Annotated in this window: 16 protein-coding genes and 5 pseudogenes; 19 read left to right on the top strand and 2 right to left on the bottom strand. The window is 53.2% G+C overall.

Going from position 1 to position 19,723, the window contains the following annotated elements:
* Positions 1-48 precede the first annotated feature (48 nt).
* The 13 genes and pseudogenes from C8024_RS09180 to C8024_RS09225 all read left to right on the top strand — a co-directional run bounded on the left by C8024_RS09180 (position 49) and on the right by C8024_RS09225 (position 14,407).
* Entirely contained in the window at positions 49-1,902 is a 1,854-nt protein-coding gene (locus C8024_RS09180) for a copper resistance system multicopper oxidase (RefSeq protein ID WP_173204314.1), read from the top strand.
* Positions 1,899-2,933 (top strand): copper resistance protein B, encoded by a 1,035-nt coding sequence (locus C8024_RS09185; RefSeq protein WP_173204316.1) that lies wholly within the window; start codon positions 1,899-1,901, stop codon positions 2,931-2,933. Before C8024_RS09180 ends, C8024_RS09185 begins: the two co-directional genes overlap by 4 nt.
* A gap of 129 nt (positions 2,934-3,062) precedes the next feature.
* Positions 3,063-3,593, top strand: a complete 531-nt coding sequence (locus C8024_RS09190) for a DUF305 domain-containing protein (RefSeq protein ID WP_173204318.1) — start codon at positions 3,063-3,065, stop codon at positions 3,591-3,593.
* 106 nt (positions 3,594-3,699) lie between these two features.
* Positions 3,700-5,624: pseudogene (locus tag C8024_RS09195) on the top strand (FTR1 family protein).
* A 97-nt stretch (positions 5,625-5,721) separates the two neighbouring features.
* Positions 5,722-6,120 carry a hypothetical protein gene (locus tag C8024_RS09200; protein ID WP_173204320.1) on the top strand — a complete coding sequence of 133 codons (399 nt, stop codon included), beginning with the start codon at positions 5,722-5,724 and terminating at the stop codon, positions 6,118-6,120.
* A gap of 259 nt (positions 6,121-6,379) precedes the next feature.
* Positions 6,380-7,414: pseudogene (locus C8024_RS23265) on the top strand (TolC family protein); the annotation flags it as partial.
* Positions 7,415-7,625: 211 nt separating this feature from the next.
* Entirely contained in the window at positions 7,626-7,748 is a 123-nt protein-coding gene (locus tag C8024_RS22555) for a hypothetical protein (RefSeq protein ID WP_302051615.1), read from the top strand.
* A gap of 35 nt (positions 7,749-7,783) precedes the next feature.
* Entirely contained in the window at positions 7,784-8,776 is a 993-nt protein-coding gene (locus tag C8024_RS09210; RefSeq protein ID WP_173204324.1) for an efflux RND transporter periplasmic adaptor subunit, read from the top strand.
* A gap of 28 nt (positions 8,777-8,804) precedes the next feature.
* Positions 8,805-9,305, top strand: a complete 501-nt coding sequence (locus C8024_RS23270; protein WP_367947250.1) for an efflux RND transporter permease subunit — start codon at positions 8,805-8,807, stop codon at positions 9,303-9,305.
* Positions 9,306-9,388: 83 nt separating this feature from the next.
* Positions 9,389-10,829, top strand: a pseudogene (locus tag C8024_RS23275) (efflux RND transporter permease subunit).
* Positions 10,721-12,069, top strand: a pseudogene (locus tag C8024_RS23280) (efflux RND transporter permease subunit). The pseudogenes C8024_RS23275 and C8024_RS23280 overlap by 109 nt, the downstream one beginning before the upstream one ends.
* Positions 12,070-12,082: 13 nt before the next feature.
* Complete coding sequence (locus C8024_RS09220) at positions 12,083-12,421, top strand: DUF190 domain-containing protein (protein WP_173204326.1); 339 nt, start codon at positions 12,083-12,085, stop codon at positions 12,419-12,421.
* 3 nt (positions 12,422-12,424) lie between these two features.
* The gene (locus C8024_RS09225; RefSeq protein WP_173204328.1) at positions 12,425-14,407 is read left to right on the top strand and encodes a heavy metal translocating P-type ATPase; all 1,983 of its coding nucleotides are present in this window, start codon (positions 12,425-12,427) and stop codon (positions 14,405-14,407) included.
* A gap of 436 nt (positions 14,408-14,843) precedes the next feature.
* Here the strand turns inward: C8024_RS09225 and C8024_RS23285 are convergent, their stop codons facing one another.
* Positions 14,844-15,029 (bottom strand): copper-binding protein, encoded by a 186-nt coding sequence (locus C8024_RS23285; protein WP_367947251.1) that lies wholly within the window; start codon positions 15,027-15,029, stop codon positions 14,844-14,846.
* 250 nt (positions 15,030-15,279) lie between these two features.
* On the opposite strand from C8024_RS23285, the pseudogene C8024_RS09235 reads away from it, so the two are divergent.
* The 4 genes and pseudogenes from C8024_RS09235 (at position 15,280) to C8024_RS09250 (ending at position 17,932) form a co-directional block, all read left to right on the top strand.
* A pseudogene (locus C8024_RS09235) lies at positions 15,280-15,554 on the top strand (metal/formaldehyde-sensitive transcriptional repressor).
* On the top strand, positions 15,551-16,408 hold the full coding sequence (gene dmeF / locus C8024_RS09240) for a CDF family Co(II)/Ni(II) efflux transporter DmeF (protein WP_367947252.1): 858 nt from the start codon (positions 15,551-15,553) through the stop codon (positions 16,406-16,408). Before C8024_RS09235 ends, dmeF begins: the two are co-directional and overlap by 4 nt.
* A 122-nt stretch (positions 16,409-16,530) precedes the next feature.
* Positions 16,531-17,079: a manganese efflux pump MntP family protein gene (locus C8024_RS09245; protein WP_173204333.1), complete on the top strand. Its 549-nt coding sequence runs from the start codon at positions 16,531-16,533 to the stop codon at positions 17,077-17,079.
* 529 nt (positions 17,080-17,608) lie between these two features.
* Positions 17,609-17,932: a YnfA family protein gene (locus C8024_RS09250; RefSeq protein ID WP_173204335.1), complete on the top strand. Its 324-nt coding sequence runs from the start codon at positions 17,609-17,611 to the stop codon at positions 17,930-17,932.
* An 8-nt stretch (positions 17,933-17,940) separates the two neighbouring features.
* On the opposite strand, the gene C8024_RS09255 is transcribed toward C8024_RS09250, so the two are convergent.
* Positions 17,941-18,333 carry a helix-turn-helix domain-containing protein gene (locus C8024_RS09255; RefSeq protein ID WP_173204337.1) on the bottom strand — a complete coding sequence of 131 codons (393 nt, stop codon included), beginning with the start codon at positions 18,331-18,333 and terminating at the stop codon, positions 17,941-17,943.
* Between the two features lie 67 nt (positions 18,334-18,400).
* Between C8024_RS09255 and C8024_RS09260 the strand changes: the two genes are divergently transcribed.
* Both C8024_RS09260 and C8024_RS09265 read left to right on the top strand, forming a co-directional pair.
* Positions 18,401-19,039, top strand: coding sequence for a cation transporter (locus tag C8024_RS09260; RefSeq protein WP_173204339.1), 639 nt, complete (start codon positions 18,401-18,403; stop codon positions 19,037-19,039).
* 277 nt (positions 19,040-19,316) lie between these two features.
* Positions 19,317-19,688 carry a hypothetical protein gene (locus C8024_RS09265; protein WP_173204341.1) on the top strand — a complete coding sequence of 124 codons (372 nt, stop codon included), beginning with the start codon at positions 19,317-19,319 and terminating at the stop codon, positions 19,686-19,688.
* Positions 19,689-19,723 lie beyond the last annotated feature (35 nt).

Genomic DNA, 19,723 nt, shown 5'->3' on the forward strand with positions numbered 1-19,723 from the left:
TCTGGCCTGCGTAATGAAAAGTAACGATTGCATGTTCTGGAGTTAAAAATGATTGAATTTGATCGGCGGCACTTGCTGTCTGGAACCCTTTCGGTGAGCGGTGCGCTGGGCGCATCGGCGCTATTCCCCAGCTGGGCAAGGGCCGCGTCGTCATTGCCCAAGGGCCGCAAAGGCCTTGATGAGCTGAGCGGAGACCAAATCGATCTTGTCATCGGGAATGCCAATTTTGCAGTTGAAGGCAGAAGCGCACAATCCATCGCGATCAATGGCACTATTCCGGGGCCACTAATCCGCTTGAAAGAAGGCCAGAACGTCAGGCTGTCGGTCACCAACAATCTGGATGAAGACAGTTCAATCCACTGGCATGGTCTGCTGGTCCCCTTCCAGTTTGACGGGGTGCCCGGCGTAAGCTTTCCCGGCATCAAACCTGGCGAGACTTTTCACTACCAGTTTCCAATACGCCAATCCGGAACCTACTGGTATCATAGCCATTCAGGTACTCAGGAACAGGACGGGCATTACGGTCCGATCATTGTTGAGCCAGCGGGCGAGGATCCAGTCGCCTTCGACCGAGAATATATGGTGGTTCTGTCTGATTGGTCGCCGCTGGGCGGACACATGATCATGAAAAAGCTTAAGCAACAATCTGACTACTTTAATTATGAAAAGCAGACCTTCGCCAGCCTTTTGGCAGGCAAAGGGCAAACGCTAGAGCAACGCTTAAAATGGGGCAAGATGAGGATGTCGGCAGCCGACATCAGCGACGTAACCGGATCAACCTATTCATATATGATCAACGGTCATGGTCCACAGGAAAACTGGACAGGGCTTTTTCGGCCCGGCGAACGTGTGCGTTTGCGGATCGTAAATGCCTCGGCGATGTCAATATTCAACGTCAGGATACCGGGACTGAAACTCGAAGTCGTCCAGGCTGATGGTCAAAATGTTGTACCTGTGCAAACTGACGAATTGCAGATTTCCGTCGCCGAGACATATGATGTCATTGTGACGCCTACGGAAAACAAGGCATTCAACATCATCGGGGAGGCGGTGGACCGCTCAGGCATGGCCCGCGCAACCTTGGCACCCGCTGCCGGCATGGTCGCGGCGCTGCCAGCACTTCGCGTACGGCCAACCCTGACAATGAAAGACATGGGCATGGGAGCAATGGGAGCGAAAACCGCTCCTATGGCGGATGACAAGCCAATGGACCATGCTGCAATGGGTCACGGCACCGAGGCGCCTGGAAGTATGGATATGGCTGGGATTGATATGCCCGGTATGGATATGGGCGGAAGCACAGAAATGAGCGGAATGGACATGAGCGGCAATGCCGCGCCCATGAATATGCGCGATACCCGCAAACTGCCGCCAAAATCAGGGACCGGACCAGGAGTGGCCACCGTCGCGCCGATGCCAGTCGACCGGATTGGTGATCGCGGATTGGGTCTTGATGATGTGAAGCATGATGTGCTGGTCTATACCGACCTTATCGCGCTTGAGCCTAGCAAGGATCCGCGCACGCCATCCAGAGAGCTGGAAATTCATCTCACTTCAAACATGGAACGTTATATGTGGTCGCTCAACGGGAATAAATTTTCCGCCGTCACCGACGATCCGATCCGCTTCTCGCGTAATGAGCGGGTGAGGGTTAAGCTGGTGAATGATACGATGATGGCACATCCTATCCATCTACACGGTCATTTTTTCGAGCTTGTAAACGGACAGTCCAACCAACCCCGTAAACACACGGTCAATGTTCTCCCCGGTGGTTTTGTTCAATTCGACCTCACAGCCGACGAGCCCGGTGACTGGGCGTTTCATTGCCATTTGCTGTACCATATGGAGGCGGGAATGTTTCAAGTCGTAACCGTTCGTCCTCTGGATGGAGAGGCGGCATGAAATATATCGCAGCAATTGCACTTTTAAGCGTATCCGCACCAGTTCTAGCGCAACATCAGGGCCATGACATGCAAATGCCGATGGCCGAACCGGATAAAGCCGAGACCGCTCCGCAAGCGCTTACAAAGAAGCCCCCGACAGAAGATAATGCCACATCGGAAAACTCGCCGGAAACCAGCGGGCAGCAACCGATGGTGATGGATCATGGCCAGATGGCGGGTTCCGACAGCAACACTATGGATTCCATGGATGGAATGGGCACCGACATGGGTTCGATGCAAGATATGCCGCCTATGAACCAGCCGCCGCCTGAAGCATTTTTGGGCCCCGATCACGCAGCGGACAAGTTTTACGGTACGGAGAATATGGCACCCGTGCGTGAGGAACTGGCAAAGCTTGGCGCATCAACCTTTTCGAAAATCCTGGTGGAACGCGCCGAAACACGGATCACCAATGGCAAGGACGGCTATGCCTGGGATGTTACAGCTTGGACTGGTGGTGACATCGACAAGCTGTGGATGAAGAGCGAAGGCGAAGGTGCTTATGGGCAGAAAATAGAAAAAGTGGAAGTGCAAGCTCTCTGGAGTCACGCAATCGCTCCCTATTTCGATTTTCAGGCGGGTGTTCGTACTGATTTTGCGCCCGTTTCCAGAAGTTATCTCGCGGTCGGTGTCCTTGGACTCGCACCGTACCGGTTCGAGGTTGATACGGCGGCATTTCTCTCGGACAAGGGTGATCTCACAGCCCGGTTTCAGGGCACTTACGATCAATTCATCACACAGCGCATCATTTTTCAGCCGCGTTTGGAAGCCAATTTCGCGCTTCAGGATATCCGCGAAACAGGAACCGGCGCGGGTATCAGCGATATCGGAGTTGGCGCACGATTGCGATATGAGGTCGCCCGGGAATTTGCGCCATATATCGGCGTCGAATGGAACAACCAGTTAGGGCGCACGGCGCGTTTCACAAGAACTGCTGGAGGAGACCCTAGTAGCCTCAACTTCTTGATTGGTATAAGGGCTTGGTTTTAAACAATGTATCACGCCTACGGCGAGATTAGGGTTTGCCTTCGGCGAAGGTATGTTCCCCAGAACCCCGTATGGCGCGAAAGCATAATAGTTTTGACATCGAATTTTCGACACAAGCAAGGAGAAGCTAAAATGAGCAGCTATACGCGCTTTATCGTTATGATTTTGACATCAACTCTGGCGATGTTTGGACTGATGTATCTCAACACATACGCGCTTGAGCATGTCTATTTCAGCGAGACACGCACTTGGATGGCTCTCTATATGGGCGCAGCAATGGCAATTATAATGCTGATCTTTATGCTTGGAATGTATCAGGATAAGCGCAAGAATTTTATGATCCTAGGCGGTGCAGCTATAATTTTTGCCGGTTCGCTATTTCTCGTTAGGTCGCAGGACACGATTTCCGATCAGGCTTGGCAAAAAGCGATGATCCCCCATCATAGTATTGCCATATTGACGAGTGAGCGTGCCAATATCGAAGACAAGCGGGTGCGCGAGTTGGCCGATGGTATTATCAAGGCGCAGCGCAAGGAGATCAAAGAAATGGAATGGTTGATCAAGGATATTGATCAAAATGGCAAGGCAACGACAGATGCAGAAGCTGCGGCGCGGCCCGTTCCAAAATTCGAAGGCGCACTCAATCTGAGTGACAAACGTTAACGCCTGAGTATGCGGAAAACCCGCTCTTTTTGAATCTCCCGCCAATAGCGAGCGAATCGTGCTTGTCGAGATGCGGTTGCTAATAGTCTGGAAGCCCCATTAAATCATGCGCCAATGTGCCAGAATATATTCTATCCTTTTATCCGTTCTGGCTTTGGTCGCCATTTGCTCACCGATCGCCGCGCAGACGAAGAAGGCCGAAGTTGAAACGCTGTGGCGATTGCTGGATTATATTGCGGTCGATTATCCCGGCGCAGTCGATAAAGGTAAAGTGATAAACGAAGCAGAATATTCCGAGATGGAAGAGTTTTCGGGAACGGTTGTTGACGGATTGGCGAAACTGCCCCCAAAATCGAGTCGTGCCGCGCTGATTGTAAAAAGTAACGAGCTCAATACAGCCATTGACAACAAAGTATCTCCAGAATTGGTGGCGCGGCAAGCACGTTTGCTGGCAACCGATCTGCTCCGCAGCTATCCTGTTCCGCTTGCCCCCAAAACTGCACCGAATGTGCAAAACGGCAAACAGCTATATGCTCAAAATTGTGCCAGTTGCCACGGCATGTCCGGTAATGGACAAGGGCCGGATGCAGGGCAGCTCAACCCCGCCCCGATAGCTTTTACTGATGTTGAGCGAGCAAGAGAACGCAGCCTGTTCGCACTTTATCAGGTTATTGGTCAGGGACTTGACGGGACGGCAATGCAGAGTTTTGCCGATTTGCCTGCCCAGGACCGTTGGGATATGGCTGCATATGCGGGCAGCTTTGCATTCAAAGAGGCATCCACGGGGCAAGAGCTTTGGAAAAACGATGCTTCAATTCGCGCTCTTTTTCCCGATCTCGCAGCTTTGGCAAGTATGACTCCAGCCAATCTTGGAAAGCAGATCGGACCAGAAAGAGCAGACGCGGTGATGGCATTCCTGCGGAACCACCCGGAAGTCGTTGGGACTGCCTCCAGCGGTTCGTTGGCGTTATCGCGGACCAAACTGAAGGAAAGTCTTGCTGCCTATCAGGCAGGCAGAAAAGACGAAGCAGAAGCTCTCGCGCTATCGGCCTATCTAGACGGTTTTGAGCCTCTTGAACCTGCACTGGCCTCCCGGGATTCAACTTTACTGAAAGCTATCGAGCGCGCGATGGGCGCGGTTCGAGTCGCCATTAACGATGACCAGCCCGTAGCGGAGGTTGAGAACCGGATCCGCGTTCTTGACGGTCTGTTTTCAAAAGCGGAGTCTGTTCTGGACGCCGGGCAAGCCAGTCAAGCGTCCGCTTTCGTGGGAGCTTTTACAATATTGCTGCGCGAAGGGCTGGAGGCGATGTTAATTATAGTTGCTATGATTGCTTTTCTACGTAAGGCCGAGCGCTCCGATGTCATGCCATATGTCCATGGAGGATGGATCGCCGCGCTTCTGGCAGGCGGCGCGACATGGTTCGCTGCGACCTATCTCATAGGCATTAGCGGAGCGAGCCGAGAGTTGACGGAAGGTTTTGGTTCTTTGTTTGCAGCCGTCATCCTGCTTTTTGTGGGCTTGTGGATGCACGGCAAGTCACGCGCAGATGAATGGCAGCGCTATATCCGTGAGAAAATGAGCAAAGCATTATCACGAGGGTCTGCATGGTTTCTCTTTGGGCTGGCATTCATTGTCGTTTACCGGGAAGTCTTTGAGACAATATTGTTTTTGCCGCGCTCTGGACTGCTGACAATGGTATGACCATTCTCGCTGGTTCGGGAGCCGCGATACTGTTGCTGTCGGTCATTGCCTGGGCCATGTTACGATACAGCCGGAAGTTACCGATAGGTAAGTTCTTCGCCTATAGCTCTGCGTTGATGGTCGTTCTTACTGTTATTCTCACTGGCAAGGGAATTGCGGCGTTGCAGGAGGCTGGCCTGATGAGCGTGACCCCGCTTGCTGATTTTCCGCAAGTTTCCATGTTGGGAATTTTCCCTGCGGTTCAGTCTCTTATCGCTCAGGTTTTGGTAATTGCAGTCATAGCGGCCGGGTATTGGTACAATGCTAGAAAGAGTTGCTCTTCGTGATTTCTAATGACATCGGAACCGATCAAAGTTCACAAAAGTTGATGATATTACATATCTAAGTGCATGAAATATTAGGAATGTTATTCAAAAGCACTTGATGAACTACCAAGATAATGTATTGGGCGGAGCCATGAATGAACGCAGCGGCATAAACAGTAACACGTCAGGGCTCTTTCGCCTGATGGCGGTTTTGCTCGTTCTGATTATGTCGAGCATGACTGTCGCCGAAGCAGCTGAATGCGCCAGCGAACCACAAAACGCCGAACTGATGTTGGTTTCCGACGCCGGGCACTCGGATGAAGCCCCTTCGGATAATGACGCCGGTAAACATGGAATCTGTCCGCATGGTCATTGCCATAACGGCAGCGTCACCGCTGCACGGTTGGCAGGCTTTGACGGATCAGTGGATCTGGTAAGATCCAGCTTCAGCAGCAATGCCGATCAATTTGCGCTGTCTGCGCATTCATCCCGTTTAAAACGACCACCTCGCGTCTGAACTAATTCTGACTTGCGCCAGACTTATGGCGTTATTTCAATTAGTTAAGCGAGGATTTCTCAGAAATGTTGAAGAAAATGGCGCGTCTGCGCCTCTGTGCGGCAATGATATTTGCCGCGAGCCCTGCCACTGCCGCTCTGGCGGAGGATCAGAGTGTTAGTTTAAACGAGGCCTTAGTGCGCGCTGGAGCTGAATCGCCTGCCGTGCAAATTTCCCAAGCAGAGATTGATATCGCGCGCGGGAACCAAAACAAGCGAGCCTCGGACCAAATCCCGAGGTCTCGGTAGACGTTGAAAACGTCGCCGGGAGCGGCGTTTTCAAAGGCCTGCGTTCAACCGAATATACCGTTTCTGTTGGGCAGCGATTGGAGCTCGGCGGTAAACGCGGTGCCAGAACACGTGCGGCGCGAGCGCAGACAAGCCTCGCAGAGATTGAAGCTGCGATTTCTCAGGCCGAATTGGCCAGCTCCGTGCGTCTGGCATATACAGAAGCAGTTGCCGCTCAGAGCCGCGTTGGCTTTGCAACGCGCGTCCTCGGACGCAACCGGGAACTGGCAAGGATTGCCAGAATCCTCGTTGAAACTGGCCGTGACCCGCCGCTCAGAGCATTGCGCGCTGACGCCGCGCTTGGCGAAGCGCAAGCAGCGCTGGAAGCCGCAAGGGCAGAGGAATATTCCGCCAGACTATTACTTGCATCGCTTTGGGGCTCGCAAACACCACCTCAGGAAGTTGAGCCGGTCTGGCTAAGTAGCGGTGACGTAGAATTTGAAGCCGACCTGTCCCAATCCCTACAGATCAAAGCCGTGGAAGCGAACCGGGACGCTGCCAGTGCCATTGTCACGCGCGAACGCGCAAATGCTGTTCCGGATCTAACGTTAAGCGGCGGCGCCAGACGTTTTGAAGAAAGCGGAGATACTGCGTTTATCGTGGGCGCTTCGATTGCCATACCGTTTGGAAATCGCAACCAGGGCGGCATTCAGGCGGCAGAAGCAAGCGTTCGCGGAGCTGAGGCACGGCGCGCGTTGCGTTTGGTAGAGATCAACCGGGAATATAATATTGCCAGCAATCAACTGGAGGCAACGCAAAGCCGTGTGGAAACTCTGGAAAGCCAGACACTGCCCCAGGCTGAGGAAGCTTCAAGACTGGCCCAACTGGGATATCAATACGGGAAATTTACCCTGCTGGATGTCCTGGACGCTGCAGCAGCAAGAGACACGGCTGAACTCGGCCTGCTGGAAGCAAAGGTCGCACGAGCGGAAGCAGTGATAACGCTTCTGAGATTGGCTGCCAAATAGATGAGAAAACTGGAAACAGATCACATCATAATATTGGCTGGCATCTTCATCATGCTGACAGTTCTAACCGGCCTGTTCATGCTGACGTCGATCGCAATAGCGGTGCCGGATTGCGTCACTACAGAAACCAGTATTTCCGGTGACAGCGCGCCTCCACAAAACCAGAGTTTGACTGCGGGACGGTCACAAAATTCGAGCAGGGATATATAAAATGAACAACAGAAAATGGATCATAATCGCTGGCCTAGCCATCGCGTTTGCGGTTGTGCTGGGAGTAATTTTCAATGGCTCAACCGGCGGTAGCGCGGAAAATCAGGCGCTGCCAACACCATAGAAGAAAATCATTCCGAAGAAGAGGGCGTTGTCGAAATGACAGAAGAACAGCTGCGCGCCTCTGAAATCGGAATATTCGATGTGGCTCCAAGTTCGCTTGATGCCGAGATTATTGCGCAGGGTAGTGTTGCACCGTCTCCTCAAGGGCAGGCCATATTGAGTGCCGGCGCTGAAGGCAGGGTCACGAGCATCAAAAAGAGGTTGGGAGATGCAGTTCAGCGCGGCGAGACAGTGGCTACCATAGAGAGCCGCGAAGCCGCCGCAATTAGTTCCGAGGTTACATCGGCAGCTTCTCGGGCCGCGCTTGCCCGGTCGCAGATGAACCGGGAGCAGCGCCTCTTCGATGAGAAAATCACCGCACGGGCAGATCTTGAAACGGCGAGAGCAGAAAATCAACAGGCTGCCGCAGAAGCAAGACGGGCAAGCCAGGCGGCCATTGCGTCAGGTGTCAGCGGACGCTTTATTGCTGTGCGCTCACCGATTGGCGGCCGGATAACGTCAAGCCCGGCAATTCTGGGCTCCTACGTGACCGCCCAGGATGAGCTTTTCCGTATCGCCAATCCGAACCTTATTCAAATTGAGGCGGCAGTTCCTGCGGAAGATGCGCGCAAGATCAGCACTGGAGCAGCGGCAACGGTCGAAACGCCCGAGGGTGAAATCTCCGCTCGGGTATTGGCGGTTACGCCAGCTGCCGATCCGGAAAACAGAGCGGCCATTGTCGTGCTTGCCCCTGCTTCAGGCGCCAGACTCGTCCCCGGAGAATATGTGCGAGTGCGGATACTTCAGCAGGCGACAAGCGCTCAGTCTACGGCATTGATTGTTCCCGCAGAGGCTGTCCAATCCGTCGAAGGACGCAACGTCGTGTTTGTAAAGACCAAATCTGGTTTCCGTGCACGGCCCGTTACGACCGGAGCAAAGAGCGGCGGTAGAATCGAGATTGTCGACGGTCTCAAGGCCGGTGAACAAATCGCCGGTAAAAATGCCTTTCTCCTGAAATCTGAACTTGGCCGCGGCGAAGCAGAACATTGATTAATACATCCCCATTGGAGCAACGGCTATGATTGCACGTCTCGTCGAAATGTCCGTCCGCAATCGGTATCTTACCGTATTGTTTCTTGCTGCAGTCGCGGCACTCGGAGTCTATAATCTGGTTAATCTGCCAATTGATGCTGTCCCTGACATCACCAACAATCAGGTCCAGATCAACACTGTCGATCCCACCCTGTCGCCGCTCGATATTGAACGCCTGGTGACTTATCCGGTTGAAACATCGCTCGCGGGCATTCCAGGACTGCAGACGACCCGTTCCATCTCCCGGAACGGCTTTTCGCAGGTTACGGCAATATTTGACGATAGCGCCGACGTCTATTTTGCTCGTCAACAGGTGGCCGAACGACTGACCACTGTTCGCAACAGCCTGCCAGCCACGGCCGAGCCGGCAATGGGACCGGTATCGACGGGTCTTGGCGAGGTTTTGATGTGGACGGTCAGCTATGAGCCGTTCCAAAAAGAAAGACTTCGGGCGGTCCTGGCTGGCAATCTGATGGCTCTTATCTGACCCCTGAAGGTGAACGCTTGAACGATGAAGTCTCGAAGGCGGCGTATCTGCGCACGCTCCAGGACTGGGTAATCGGACCACAATTGCGCAATGTTCAAGGAATTGCCGGTGTCGACTCGATTGGCGGTTATGCCAAACAATTTGTTGTTACCCCCTCGGCGGCTCGGCTTTCTTCCTACGGTATCGGTTTTGACGATCTTTCCGAAGCGCTGGGAAGGGTCAATCTTTCTGTTGGCGCAAACTTTGTTGAACGCGGCGGAGAGGCATTTCTGGTGCGGGCAGACGCACGACTCAAATCACTGGAAGAAATTGAAAATTCGATCATCGCGAGACGCGAAGGCATTCCCGTTCGCGTCCGTGACGTTGCATCTGTAAGCAATGGCGGCGATTTGCGAACCGGCGCGGCAACCGAGAACGGCGAAGAAGTCGTTGTCGGAACCGCATTGATGTTGCTTGGCGAAAATAGCCGTGCGGTTGCCGCTGCAACCGGTGATCGGCTTGCAGAGATCGTCAAGACAATGCCCCCTAACATAAAATTGGAAGTCGTTCTGGACCGTTCGAAACTGGTCAATGCGACTATCAGCACGGTTGAAAAAACCTGACCGAAGGAGCTTTGTTGGTTATCGTCGCGCTATTTCTGCTCTTGGGCAATTTCAGAGCAGCCCTGATTACCGCGCTCGTCATTCCCGTTTCCTTTGTGATGATGGCCATCGGGATGAATCGATTTGGCGTATCGGGAAATCTCATGAGCCTGGGCGCTCTTGATTTCGGCTTGATCGTTGATGGCAGCGTTATCATCGTGGAAAATTTTCTGCGCCGGATGGCAGGCCGGCAACATGACGAAGGACGACTTCTGTCTCTAGGCGAACGACTGGAAGAAGTGATCGCATCAACAAGAGAAATGATCAGGCCTTCGCTATTTGGCCAGGCGATAATTTTGCTGGTTTTCGTGCCTTTGCTGACTTTTCAGGGTGTTGAAGGAAAAACCTTCTCGCCGATGGCCATCACCGTAATGCTTGCGCTTATATCGGCGTTTATTCTCTCACTGACCTTGGTCCCGGCATTATTGGCTCTGCTGATAAGCGGCCGCGTTTCTGAAAAAGAGGTTCGGATGGTGAGCTGGAGCAAAAGCAAATACGAACCGGCATTACGAAAAGCACTGAAATGGCCCGGACGGCAACCTTGGCAGGGCTCGCCGTATTTGGACTGTCTATCGGCATATTCGGCTTTCTCGGTAGCGAGTTCATGCCGCAGCTGGACGAACAGGATCTGTCCCTTCAATCGATCCGAATACCGTCCACGTCGCTGGATCAGTCCGTTTCAATGCAAAAACAGATCGAGCGGGAGATTTCCAAATTTCCACAAGTCCGCTTCATGTATTCAAAACCGGAACAGCTGAAGTGGCCAGCGATCCCATGCCGGTCAATATTTCCGATGCATTTATCATTTTGCGTCCGAAAGATGAATGGCCCGACCCGGCGCTTTCAAAGACAGAGTTGGTGGAACAAATGGAAGCGAAATTAGCCAATCTCATTGGCCAGAACTACGAGTTCAGTCAGCCTATTGAGATGCGCTTCAATGAGTTGATAGCCGGTGTGCGAGGAGATGTTGCCGTCAAGGTATTTGGCGACGATCTCGAACAGCTGTCGGCCACTGCCAATCAGCTTGCGACCGTTTTTCGGGTATTGAAGGTTCTGCGGATGTCCGCGTCGAGCAAACCGAGGGCTTCCCGACATTGGACGTGCAGTTCGATAATTCGGCAATTGCAGCCCATGGTTTCACCGTTGATGAAGTCGCCGCAACCGTCAGCGCCGCATTGGGCGGCGCGGAAAGCGGGCTCGTATTTCAAGGCGACCGCCGGTTTGATATTGTAGTGCGGCTACCCGGCGAAGTGCGAAATGATATCGACGCTATCGGAGCGCTTCCGGTTATTTTGCCAGAGAATGGTTTCGGGAAAAGATCGTCGGTTCCACTCAGATCCTTGGCTACCCTGAAAGAAACCGAAGGACTAAATCAGATAAGCCGGGAAAACGGACAGCGGCGCGTTGTTGTGCAGCTCAATGTTCGAGGCCGCGATGTGGGTTCCTTTGTGAACGAAGCGAAGTCCCAAATTGAGCGCGATGTTGCTCTGCCATCAGGAGTCATCCTCGAATGGGGCGGGCAATTTGAAAGCCTGCAGGCCGCTCAGGCAAGGATCAATCTTGTTGTTCCTGTCGTTGCGCTGTTGATCTTTGGCCTGCTGGTCATGGCTCTCGGTAACTTCCGTATGGCTGCCGCAGTATTTGTCACAGTCCCTCTGGGAATTGCTGGCGGGATATTCTCGCTTGCCATAACGGGCCTGCCATTTTCTATCTCGGTTGCGGTCGGCTTCATTGTTCTTGCCGGGGTGGCAGTGCTCAATGGGCTTGTCATGATGACTAGCATCCAGGCGCGCCTTGAATCGGGCGTAGAACTTGTTGAGGCCATCTACTCCGGTGCAGTCGAACGCTACAGGTCCATTCTAATGACAGCCATCGTGCCGTCATTGGGTTTTGTTCCGATGGCTATTGCGACTGGCACTGGTGCAGAAGTGCAAAAGCCGCTGGCAATCGTAGTTATCGGCGGTTTGATCACGGCGACGATATTGACCTTATTCGTTTTGCCTGCGGTGACACGGTTGATGCTTGAGCGCCAATTTCCCGATTTGAAGCCCCATTTCAAGCGATTCACGCCCTCTCTGGACAAGTTTCCCATCCTGCAACGTTTCCGTCCAAAGCCAGAATAGTAAGGAGTGCATAATGCAAAAGACGCAACAAATATCGCTCATGCGGATTTATACCGACGAAGCCGCAATGCATGGGGACGAGACGGTTGTTACCACTATCATTGCTCGGGCGAGGTCTTATGGTCTTCGCGGAGGCACCGTCCTGAAAGGCATATTGGGGTTCTCTTCGTCTTCCATTGTTCATGAACATCACGCGTTCGGAATTGGCGATAACCCGCCGGTGGTGATCGAAATAATCGATGCCCGGGCACGACTGGAAGATTTCTACACTCAGCTAGACGATCTGCGAGGGATCGGGCTAGTCAGCCTCGAAAAGGTTGATGTTCTCACGCGAGCGGCAGAACAGAAATGACCGATGAGCACAGCAAGCATTCGGAAAATTCGGATCACTCGCACGGAGGGCAAATCGACAGGCTGCTCGGTGGCCGTGCAGAAATGGTTTTTGCAGGTCTCTGCGGTGCAACCCTTCTTGCCGGATGGCTGGGACCCAAAATCAATCTTCTGCCGGCGAGTATTGGGTTCTGGTTTTGGTGGTGGCCTATTTTTTGGCGGCTATTATACGATATTGGAAGCCTTCGAAAAGATCAGGCGTCGAAAATTTGAAATAGATTTTCTCATGATCGTTGCCGCCGGCGGGGCGGCGTGGCTCGGGGCATGGGCAGAGGGAGCATTTCTATTATTCCTGTTCAGCATCGGCCATGCACTTGAAAATTATGCAATGGCCCGCGCGCGCAATGCCATATCCGCACTGTCTGAACTAGCTCCCGAGGATGCCGTGGTCCGCAGGGATGGAGAGGAATTGCGATTGCCCGTGGCCGAGTTGGTAATCGGCGATATTGTCATCATCCGCTCCAACGAGCGACTTCCAGCAGACGGTTTTGTTGTCAAAGGGGCGAGCAGCGTCAACCAGGCACCTATAACCGGTGAGAGCGTCCCGGTCGACAAGCGTCCGGTCGACAACGCTGTAGCGGCGGCCAAAGCGGCCGATAAAGTCAAATCCGAACATAGGGTTTTCGCCGGATCCATAAACGGAAGCGGTAGTCTCGAAGTGCAAGTCACCCGATTGGCGTCGGAAACCACTTTGGCACGGGTTGTCGAAATGGTGAACGATGCGGAGACGCGTCAATCGCCAACGCAGAGCTTCACCAATAAATTTGAACGAATTTTTGTTCCAGTTGTCATTCTGCTTGCAATCACAACTGGGTTTTCCTGGTTGGTGATTGACGAGCCAGTCTCTGATAGCATTTACAGGGCAATGGCAGTCCTCGTTGCTGCCAGCCCCTGTGCGCTGGCTATTGCAACACCCAGCGCTGTTTTAAGCGGGATTGCCCGTGCAGCGCGCGGCGGCGTTCTCATAAAGGGCGGCGCGCCTCTCGAGATGCTGGGTAAGCTTGATTCAATCGCTTTTGATAAAACTGGAACCCTTACGATTGGCGAACCGGAGTTGGTCGAGACGGTGCCCTTCGGAGAAATTGGAGCGGACGAACTTATCGCTATTTCTGCCGCTGTCGAAGTGCATAGTGATCACCCTCTGGCGCAAGCTATTGTGCGTGCTGTAGAAAAACGCCTCGGAACATCGGATCTGATCGCTACAGATTTTCAGAGCATAACGGGCAAAGGTGTTTCTGCCAAAATCAATGGCGAACACGTCTTTATAGGGAAAGCGGGGCTTTTTCTCAAAGATGATCAGGATGCGCTTCCTGAAGATGTCGCTCAAAAAGTTACCGAAATGTCATCACGCGGACGCAGCACCATGATTGTCAGACGCGGCGGAGAATTTGTTGGTGTTCTTGGCCTTATGGACACGCCCCGCGCTGCGGCATCCGATGTAATAAAGAAGCTACGCTCTATTGGAATTACACGGATGATGATGATTTCTGGCGACAATCAGAAAGTCGCGGACGCAATCGCTCTGGAAGTGGGTCTTGACGAGGCCTTCGGTGACTTGATGCCGGATGACAAGGTCGAGAAGATCGCTCAACTGAGCGATCACGGCGGGGTCGCAATGGTAGGAGATGGCGTGAACGACGCACCTGCGATGGCCAATGCGACTGTTGGAATAGCCATGGGAGCTGCGGGCTCCGATGTCGCGCTTGAAACGGCAGATATCGCGTTAATGGCAGATGATCTGGCAACATTGCCTTTTGCCGTTGGTCTCAGCCGATCAACAAGTGGCATTATCCGTCAAAATCTCTGGATCAGTCTCGGCGTGGTGGCTGTATTAATACCGGCAACCCTATTTGGCTTAGGGATTGGCCCCGCTGTCGTGATGCATGAAGGATCGACGCTTGTCGTGGTCATAAATGCCTTGCGGCTGCTGGGATATAAGGAAAGTTAATCGGTGCAGCCATCATGAATCGGTTGACGGGGATCGCAAAACAATGAAAACTTGGGTCGTGTTTAAACGGATTTTTCTATTCTTTGTTCTTGGACTTGCCTTGGCTGGACAGGGCATCGCCAGTCCCATATCCTGCCCGTCGCTTGTAAACAGCGATGCTGGTAATGTGGACATGTCCCACTGCAGCGAAATGGGCATGAATGACACATCCACAAACGGGTAAAGAATCAAAGGATTGCCAAGTTTTTCGCTTATAGCTCTGCGTTGATGAGCGTGACCCCGCTTACTGATTTTCCGCAAATCTCCATGTTGTGAATTTTCCCTGCGGTTCAATCTCTTATCGCTCAAGTTTTGGTAATTGCAGTCATAGCGGCCGGGTATTGGCACAATGCTAGGAAGCATGGTCCTTTGTGATATTTTCTGACTTTAGACATCATTATTTCTCTCTAATGGCTTTCATCTCGCTGCCACCAGCAGCGATTACGACATCAAACGTGATTTGGTCACCGAGCTTGATGTCGGCTAACATCGCAGCATCTGTATGAAAGGTCATTGTTATACCGGACCATGGGGCTTCAGGTATATCGTTGGTTCGTTCCGATATTGGATCTATGTTTTGCACTAGCAAGGAAGTAACTTTGCGAGGAGGAACTGGGAAGATTTGGGCGAGAAGCCGAAATTTGATGGAGCCAATTCGCCCAAACTTTCCGATGGGAATGGGGACGATTTTATACGTCTTAGTCAAACTAACTTATGCCCACAATAGGCCGATCGGCCACAGATTTGCACTCCACGTATTAAATATGACTTGGACCCGGAACTACGAATATAACAGCTTTACAAATTCTCTATATAGGGTAACCCCCTATACCATGTCTCATACATCAGATGATAAAAAGCTGCTTGCGCGCATCAGCCGCCTTAAAGGGCAACTCGAAGCCGTCGAGCGGGCTTTGGAAAAAAGGCTCCGTGCGGCGAGATACTCAATCTTGTTGCCTCGGTTCGAGGAGCCGTAAATGGCCTTACGGTCGAATTGATTGAGGAGCATGTCCGCGAGCATGTCTCCAACCCCGAAACGGACACCGATGAAAAGCGCGCTCAGGGCGCAACTGATCTGATTCAGGTTATCAGGACATATTTGAAATGACCGCTTCCGATAGCATGGCGCAAACCAGCCACGAACATGACCATATATTTCTAGGCCCAAATCACGAGCGGAACGAGCGCCGGACGTGGTTCGTTATTGCCTTGACCAGCGTGATGATGGTTGTCGAGATTGCAGCCGGAACCATTTACGGTTCGATGGCGCTGGTCGCCGATGGCTGGCATATGTCCACGCATGCCGCTGCGATGCTCATAGCTGCGCTCGCCTATCTTTATGCACGCCGCAACGCCAAAAACCCGCGGTTTACGTTTGGCACCGGTAAGGTAGGAGATCTTGCAGCTTTCGCCAGTGCAATCGTGCTGGCGTTGGTTGCGTTACTGATAGGATGGGAAAGTCTCGTCAGACTGGCAAATCCGATCTCGATCAGTTTCCCCCAGGCAATTTTCGTGGCCGTCATTGGCCTAATTGTGAACCTGGTCAGCGCGTGGTTGCTCCGCGACGATCATGATCATCATCATGGGCACAGCCATCATGACGATCATAGCCATGACCACGACCATCATCATAAACATCATGGCCGGGACCAAAATCTGCGCGCTGCTTATCTCCATGTGCTTGCCGATGCCCTGACATCGGTATTGGCAATAATTGCGCTGATAGCCGGTAGCATCTACGGATGGATATCGCTTGACCCGCTTATGGGTATAGTCGGTTCGCTTGTCATCGCGCGCTGGTCATGGGGTCTGATGCGCGATACCGGCTCAACGATGCTGGATTACAGGCAAGCGGGCGACCCAGTCTCAGCAAAATCCGGTCGGTCGTCGAGGAAGCCGGAGACAAGATCACCGACCTGCATGTCTGGCAACTGGGTCCGGGTCATCACGCCGCCATTGTAGCGGTCAGCACGGAAAGTGATAGATCTCCCGCAGATTATCGTGAAAGGCTGACCAAAACCGCTGCTCTTTCTCATATCACCGTCGAAGTGAACCCAGCTTAGACAGCTGCCAAGGCTCATCGAATGGAAAACCTGCTTCTCATTCTAGCTCTTGCTGTGGGCTTGGCGATGGATGCCTTCGCAGTGGCCGTTGCTCAAGGGGCCGCAGGACATAATTCCATGTTTCATGCCACTCGGACGGGCATGGCCTTTGGCATCGCGCAGGGCATCATGCCATTTCTGGGATGGGCGCTTGGAATAGCCTTTGTTTCGCAGATCAGCGCTTATGATCACTGGATTGCTCTCATTCTGCTCAGCGGTTTAGGCATGAAAATGTTTTGGGAAGCGCGGGATGGGAACGGAGGCGATCCTGCGCTCAGTCTCTCGGGATGGGCGTTGGGAACAGCTGCGATCGCAACCAGCATTGACGCATTTGCTGCCGGCATCACCTTGCCTGCACTTGGGCTTCCGGTTCTGCTGACCTGTATTGCTATCGGGATAATCACCGCGTTGCTTTCCGGTTTGGGCGTGCTGATCGGCGGAATGGCAAGCTCGCGCATCGGAAAATATGCCGAGTTCGCAGGAGGTGTCATTCTCATTGGTCTGGGAATTAAGATTTTCGTCGAGCACTAGTTACCATGGGCAAAGCCAATTGATCGGAAATTATATTTTCAGTGTATCTCGCCTGCGGCTGCATGTTTTGATACGTTGAACGTCAGCTTTCAGTATCTATTGTGTTGAAAACTCCGCGACCCATTTTCGACGGTAACATTAGGAACCCAGATACGCAGCTGTGCGTATTAATGATTTATGCGGTCCGACGCTGCTGAATTATTATTACTGAAAATTGGCGCCGTCACCGCCGAGCCGGACTTTTTCAACACAATAAGTATCGAGAATAGTTCGCGGGAACGGCAACAACGGGGCGCGAAACGGACATTTGGCATATGTTTATAGTCTTATCATATGTTGAAGGGCACGATTGATTCTCGTTATTCCGAGAAAATAGAAAGTCGTTGCTCAGGTCTCTTGGCTTCAAAGCGAATGTTCCGCTGAGGTTCTGCAACTCATGTCTGGCTAACCCAACTGACCCTCTCCATGCAGACTTGGATGAGCACTTCGCGATTGTTGCGCGCTGTTTTCTATGCGAAGCCTCCAATCCATGGTCTATGTTGTTTATCTCTCAGCAGCTCTGGCTGAAATCGCCGGATGCTTTGCCTTCTGGGCATGGCTCCGGCTCGACCGGTCGGCACTTTGGCTTGTGCCGGGCGTTTTCTCGCTGTGCATTTTCGCATGGCTACTGACACTGGTCGACGCAGAGCACGCAGGTCGAACCTATGCTGCCTATGGGGGCATCTACATTTTCTCTGCGCTTGGCTGGCTGTGGATCGCGGAGGGAGTCAGGCCCGATCGATGGGATGTAACAGGCGTGGCGATCTGTCTGCTCGGCGCGTCAATTATCCTGTGGGGGCCGCGACCCGCCTGACTTTACTTTCAATTTCGCCGTCCAAGGCTCTCCACGATCCGGCATTCGCCAATCCGGTCTGACTGGCAGGATCGCAACAATTGAGCCAATTCATCTCGCATCGCCGAGAGGTCGGCAATCTTTCGCTTAACCTCGACCAGCTGGCGTTGCACAAGCTGATCGACATTCTCGCAAGGTTTATCGTCATGGTCGGAAAGGGCAAGCAACTCCCTTACCTGCGACATGCTGAAGCCGAGCTCGCGCGCACGTCGCACGAAGGTCAATGTCGCCAAGTGCCCGTCGGTGTAGTCACGATAATTGCTGTCAGTCCGGTCTGCAGCAGGCAGGACCCCCTCACGCTCGTAATAGCGGATGGTTTCCGCCTTAGTCCCGGTGGCCTTTGCCAGTTCGCCGATACGCATTGCTTGACCTTGTAGTAGCTACAGGGTCCATATACCGCTGCGACTCGAACCTTGCAAGGAGAACGGTATGGTAAAATCCTGCTGTCAGCCCCCCGATCCCGCCCAGAGCACGCTCAACAATCCACGCTGGCGCGTGATCCTATGGATCGCTCTTGTCGCCAACGCCGCCATGTTCGTAGTCGAAATCATCGCCGGGGTCGCCGCCGATTCCCGCGCGCTCCAGGCGGACGCTCTCGACTTTTTCGGCGATGCTGCAAACTATGCGATCAGCCTCGGCGTAGCCGGAATGGCTCTGGCATGGCGAGCAAGAGCAGCGCTGTTCAAGGCAGCGACGATGCTCGCGTTCGGCCTATGGGTGATAGGATATGCGATCTACGGTCTTGTCGTCGGCTCGAGTCCTGAGCCGCAGACCATGGGCCTGATTGGCACGCTGGCGCTGATCGTCAATATTGCGGTCGCACTGCTGCTCTTTCGTTATCGGGAGGGCGACGCCAACATGCGCTCGGTCTGGATCTGCTCACGAAACGATGCAATCGGCAACATCGCAGTTCTGGCAGCTGCACTCGGCGTGTTCGGCACCGGGCAGGCTTGGCCCGATTTGCTCGTTGCGGGCGTTATGGCCGGCCTCGCGATCTGGGGTAGTGTTGAGGTTTTCAATCAGGCACGCGGCGAACTCGTAACACAGAACGAGGGCATCACGAGATAACCGATCAGCACACCACCAGAATGTCGGCTCACCATAATCCGGAATCCGCCTTGATACGGTAATGCGATTCGCCTCGCGCCTCGGCGTGCCATTTCTCATGGCGCCGGGTCGCCCCACAAATGAGTTCCCAAGAACAGGAGAGACGGGTGTGAAGCCGAGCCACACATCGCATGTCTTGCTCCTACACTTAGGCGTAGACTTCATTCGGACGGTTCAAAGGAAAGCAATTGCTTTGAAATTTGTTGCAATCGGCACACCCGTCATTTAGGCCCAGCAAGTGTCATTTTTTAAATCTCTTGCCCTGATATGCAGCCTTTTCAGTCTGTTTGTGCAAGGTGCGGCCTACGCCGCCGCGATGCCGCAGGACGAAATGACCCAGACCATGGATTGTGCCGAGATGGCGTCTCACGACGCCAGTCAGCCGGACGCTCGAAAGGGTCATGACAACGAAAACCCTTGCAAGAACATGACCCTTGGCTGTCTTGTAGCCATGGGCTGCATTGCACCGCTTTCCTTTTCCGGGGTTTCAGCGATCACTCTCGCCCCGCCTATTCCCACTGCGACATTTACAGCGGCATTGACAGCTAAGCTCCATGGCAAGCTGACGCTGCCCGAATCTCCTCCTCCACAAATGATGCACTTGACGTAACAGCGCTTTGCGGGGGTAAATCCCCCGCGCCTGCG

The organism is Sphingopyxis sp. BSNA05, assembly GCF_013265645.1.
Lineage (GTDB): Bacteria > Pseudomonadota > Alphaproteobacteria > Sphingomonadales > Sphingomonadaceae > Parasphingorhabdus.

What these genes read in the sequence shown, in the direction of transcription:
- C8024_RS09250 (WP_173204335.1), top strand. Translation starts at nt 17,609, where the DNA reads ATGGTCTATGTTGTTTATCTCTCAGCAGCTCTGGCTGAAATCGCCGGA.
- C8024_RS09220 (WP_173204326.1), top strand. Translation starts at nt 12,083, where the DNA reads ATGCAAAAGACGCAACAAATATCGCTCATGCGGATTTATACCGACGAA.
- C8024_RS09200 (WP_173204320.1), top strand. Translation starts at nt 5,722, where the DNA reads ATGAACTACCAAGATAATGTATTGGGCGGAGCCATGAATGAACGCAGC.
- C8024_RS09225 (WP_173204328.1), top strand. Translation starts at nt 12,425, where the DNA reads ATGAGCACAGCAAGCATTCGGAAAATTCGGATCACTCGCACGGAGGGC.
- C8024_RS09185 (WP_173204316.1), top strand. Translation starts at nt 1,899, where the DNA reads ATGAAATATATCGCAGCAATTGCACTTTTAAGCGTATCCGCACCAGTT.
- C8024_RS09255 (WP_173204337.1), bottom strand. Translation starts at nt 18,333, where the DNA reads ATGCGTATCGGCGAACTGGCAAAGGCCACCGGGACTAAGGCGGAAACC.
- C8024_RS09210 (WP_173204324.1), top strand. Translation starts at nt 7,784, where the DNA reads ATGACAGAAGAACAGCTGCGCGCCTCTGAAATCGGAATATTCGATGTG.
- dmeF (WP_367947252.1), top strand. Translation starts at nt 15,551, where the DNA reads ATGACCGCTTCCGATAGCATGGCGCAAACCAGCCACGAACATGACCAT.
- C8024_RS22555 (WP_302051615.1), top strand. Translation starts at nt 7,626, where the DNA reads ATGAACAACAGAAAATGGATCATAATCGCTGGCCTAGCCATCGCGTTT.
- C8024_RS09180 (WP_173204314.1), top strand. Translation starts at nt 49, where the DNA reads ATGATTGAATTTGATCGGCGGCACTTGCTGTCTGGAACCCTTTCGGTG.
- C8024_RS09190 (WP_173204318.1), top strand. Translation starts at nt 3,063, where the DNA reads ATGAGCAGCTATACGCGCTTTATCGTTATGATTTTGACATCAACTCTG.
- C8024_RS23270 (WP_367947250.1), top strand. Translation starts at nt 8,805, where the DNA reads ATGATTGCACGTCTCGTCGAAATGTCCGTCCGCAATCGGTATCTTACC.
- C8024_RS09245 (WP_173204333.1), top strand. Translation starts at nt 16,531, where the DNA reads ATGGAAAACCTGCTTCTCATTCTAGCTCTTGCTGTGGGCTTGGCGATG.
- C8024_RS09260 (WP_173204339.1), top strand. Translation starts at nt 18,401, where the DNA reads ATGGTAAAATCCTGCTGTCAGCCCCCCGATCCCGCCCAGAGCACGCTC.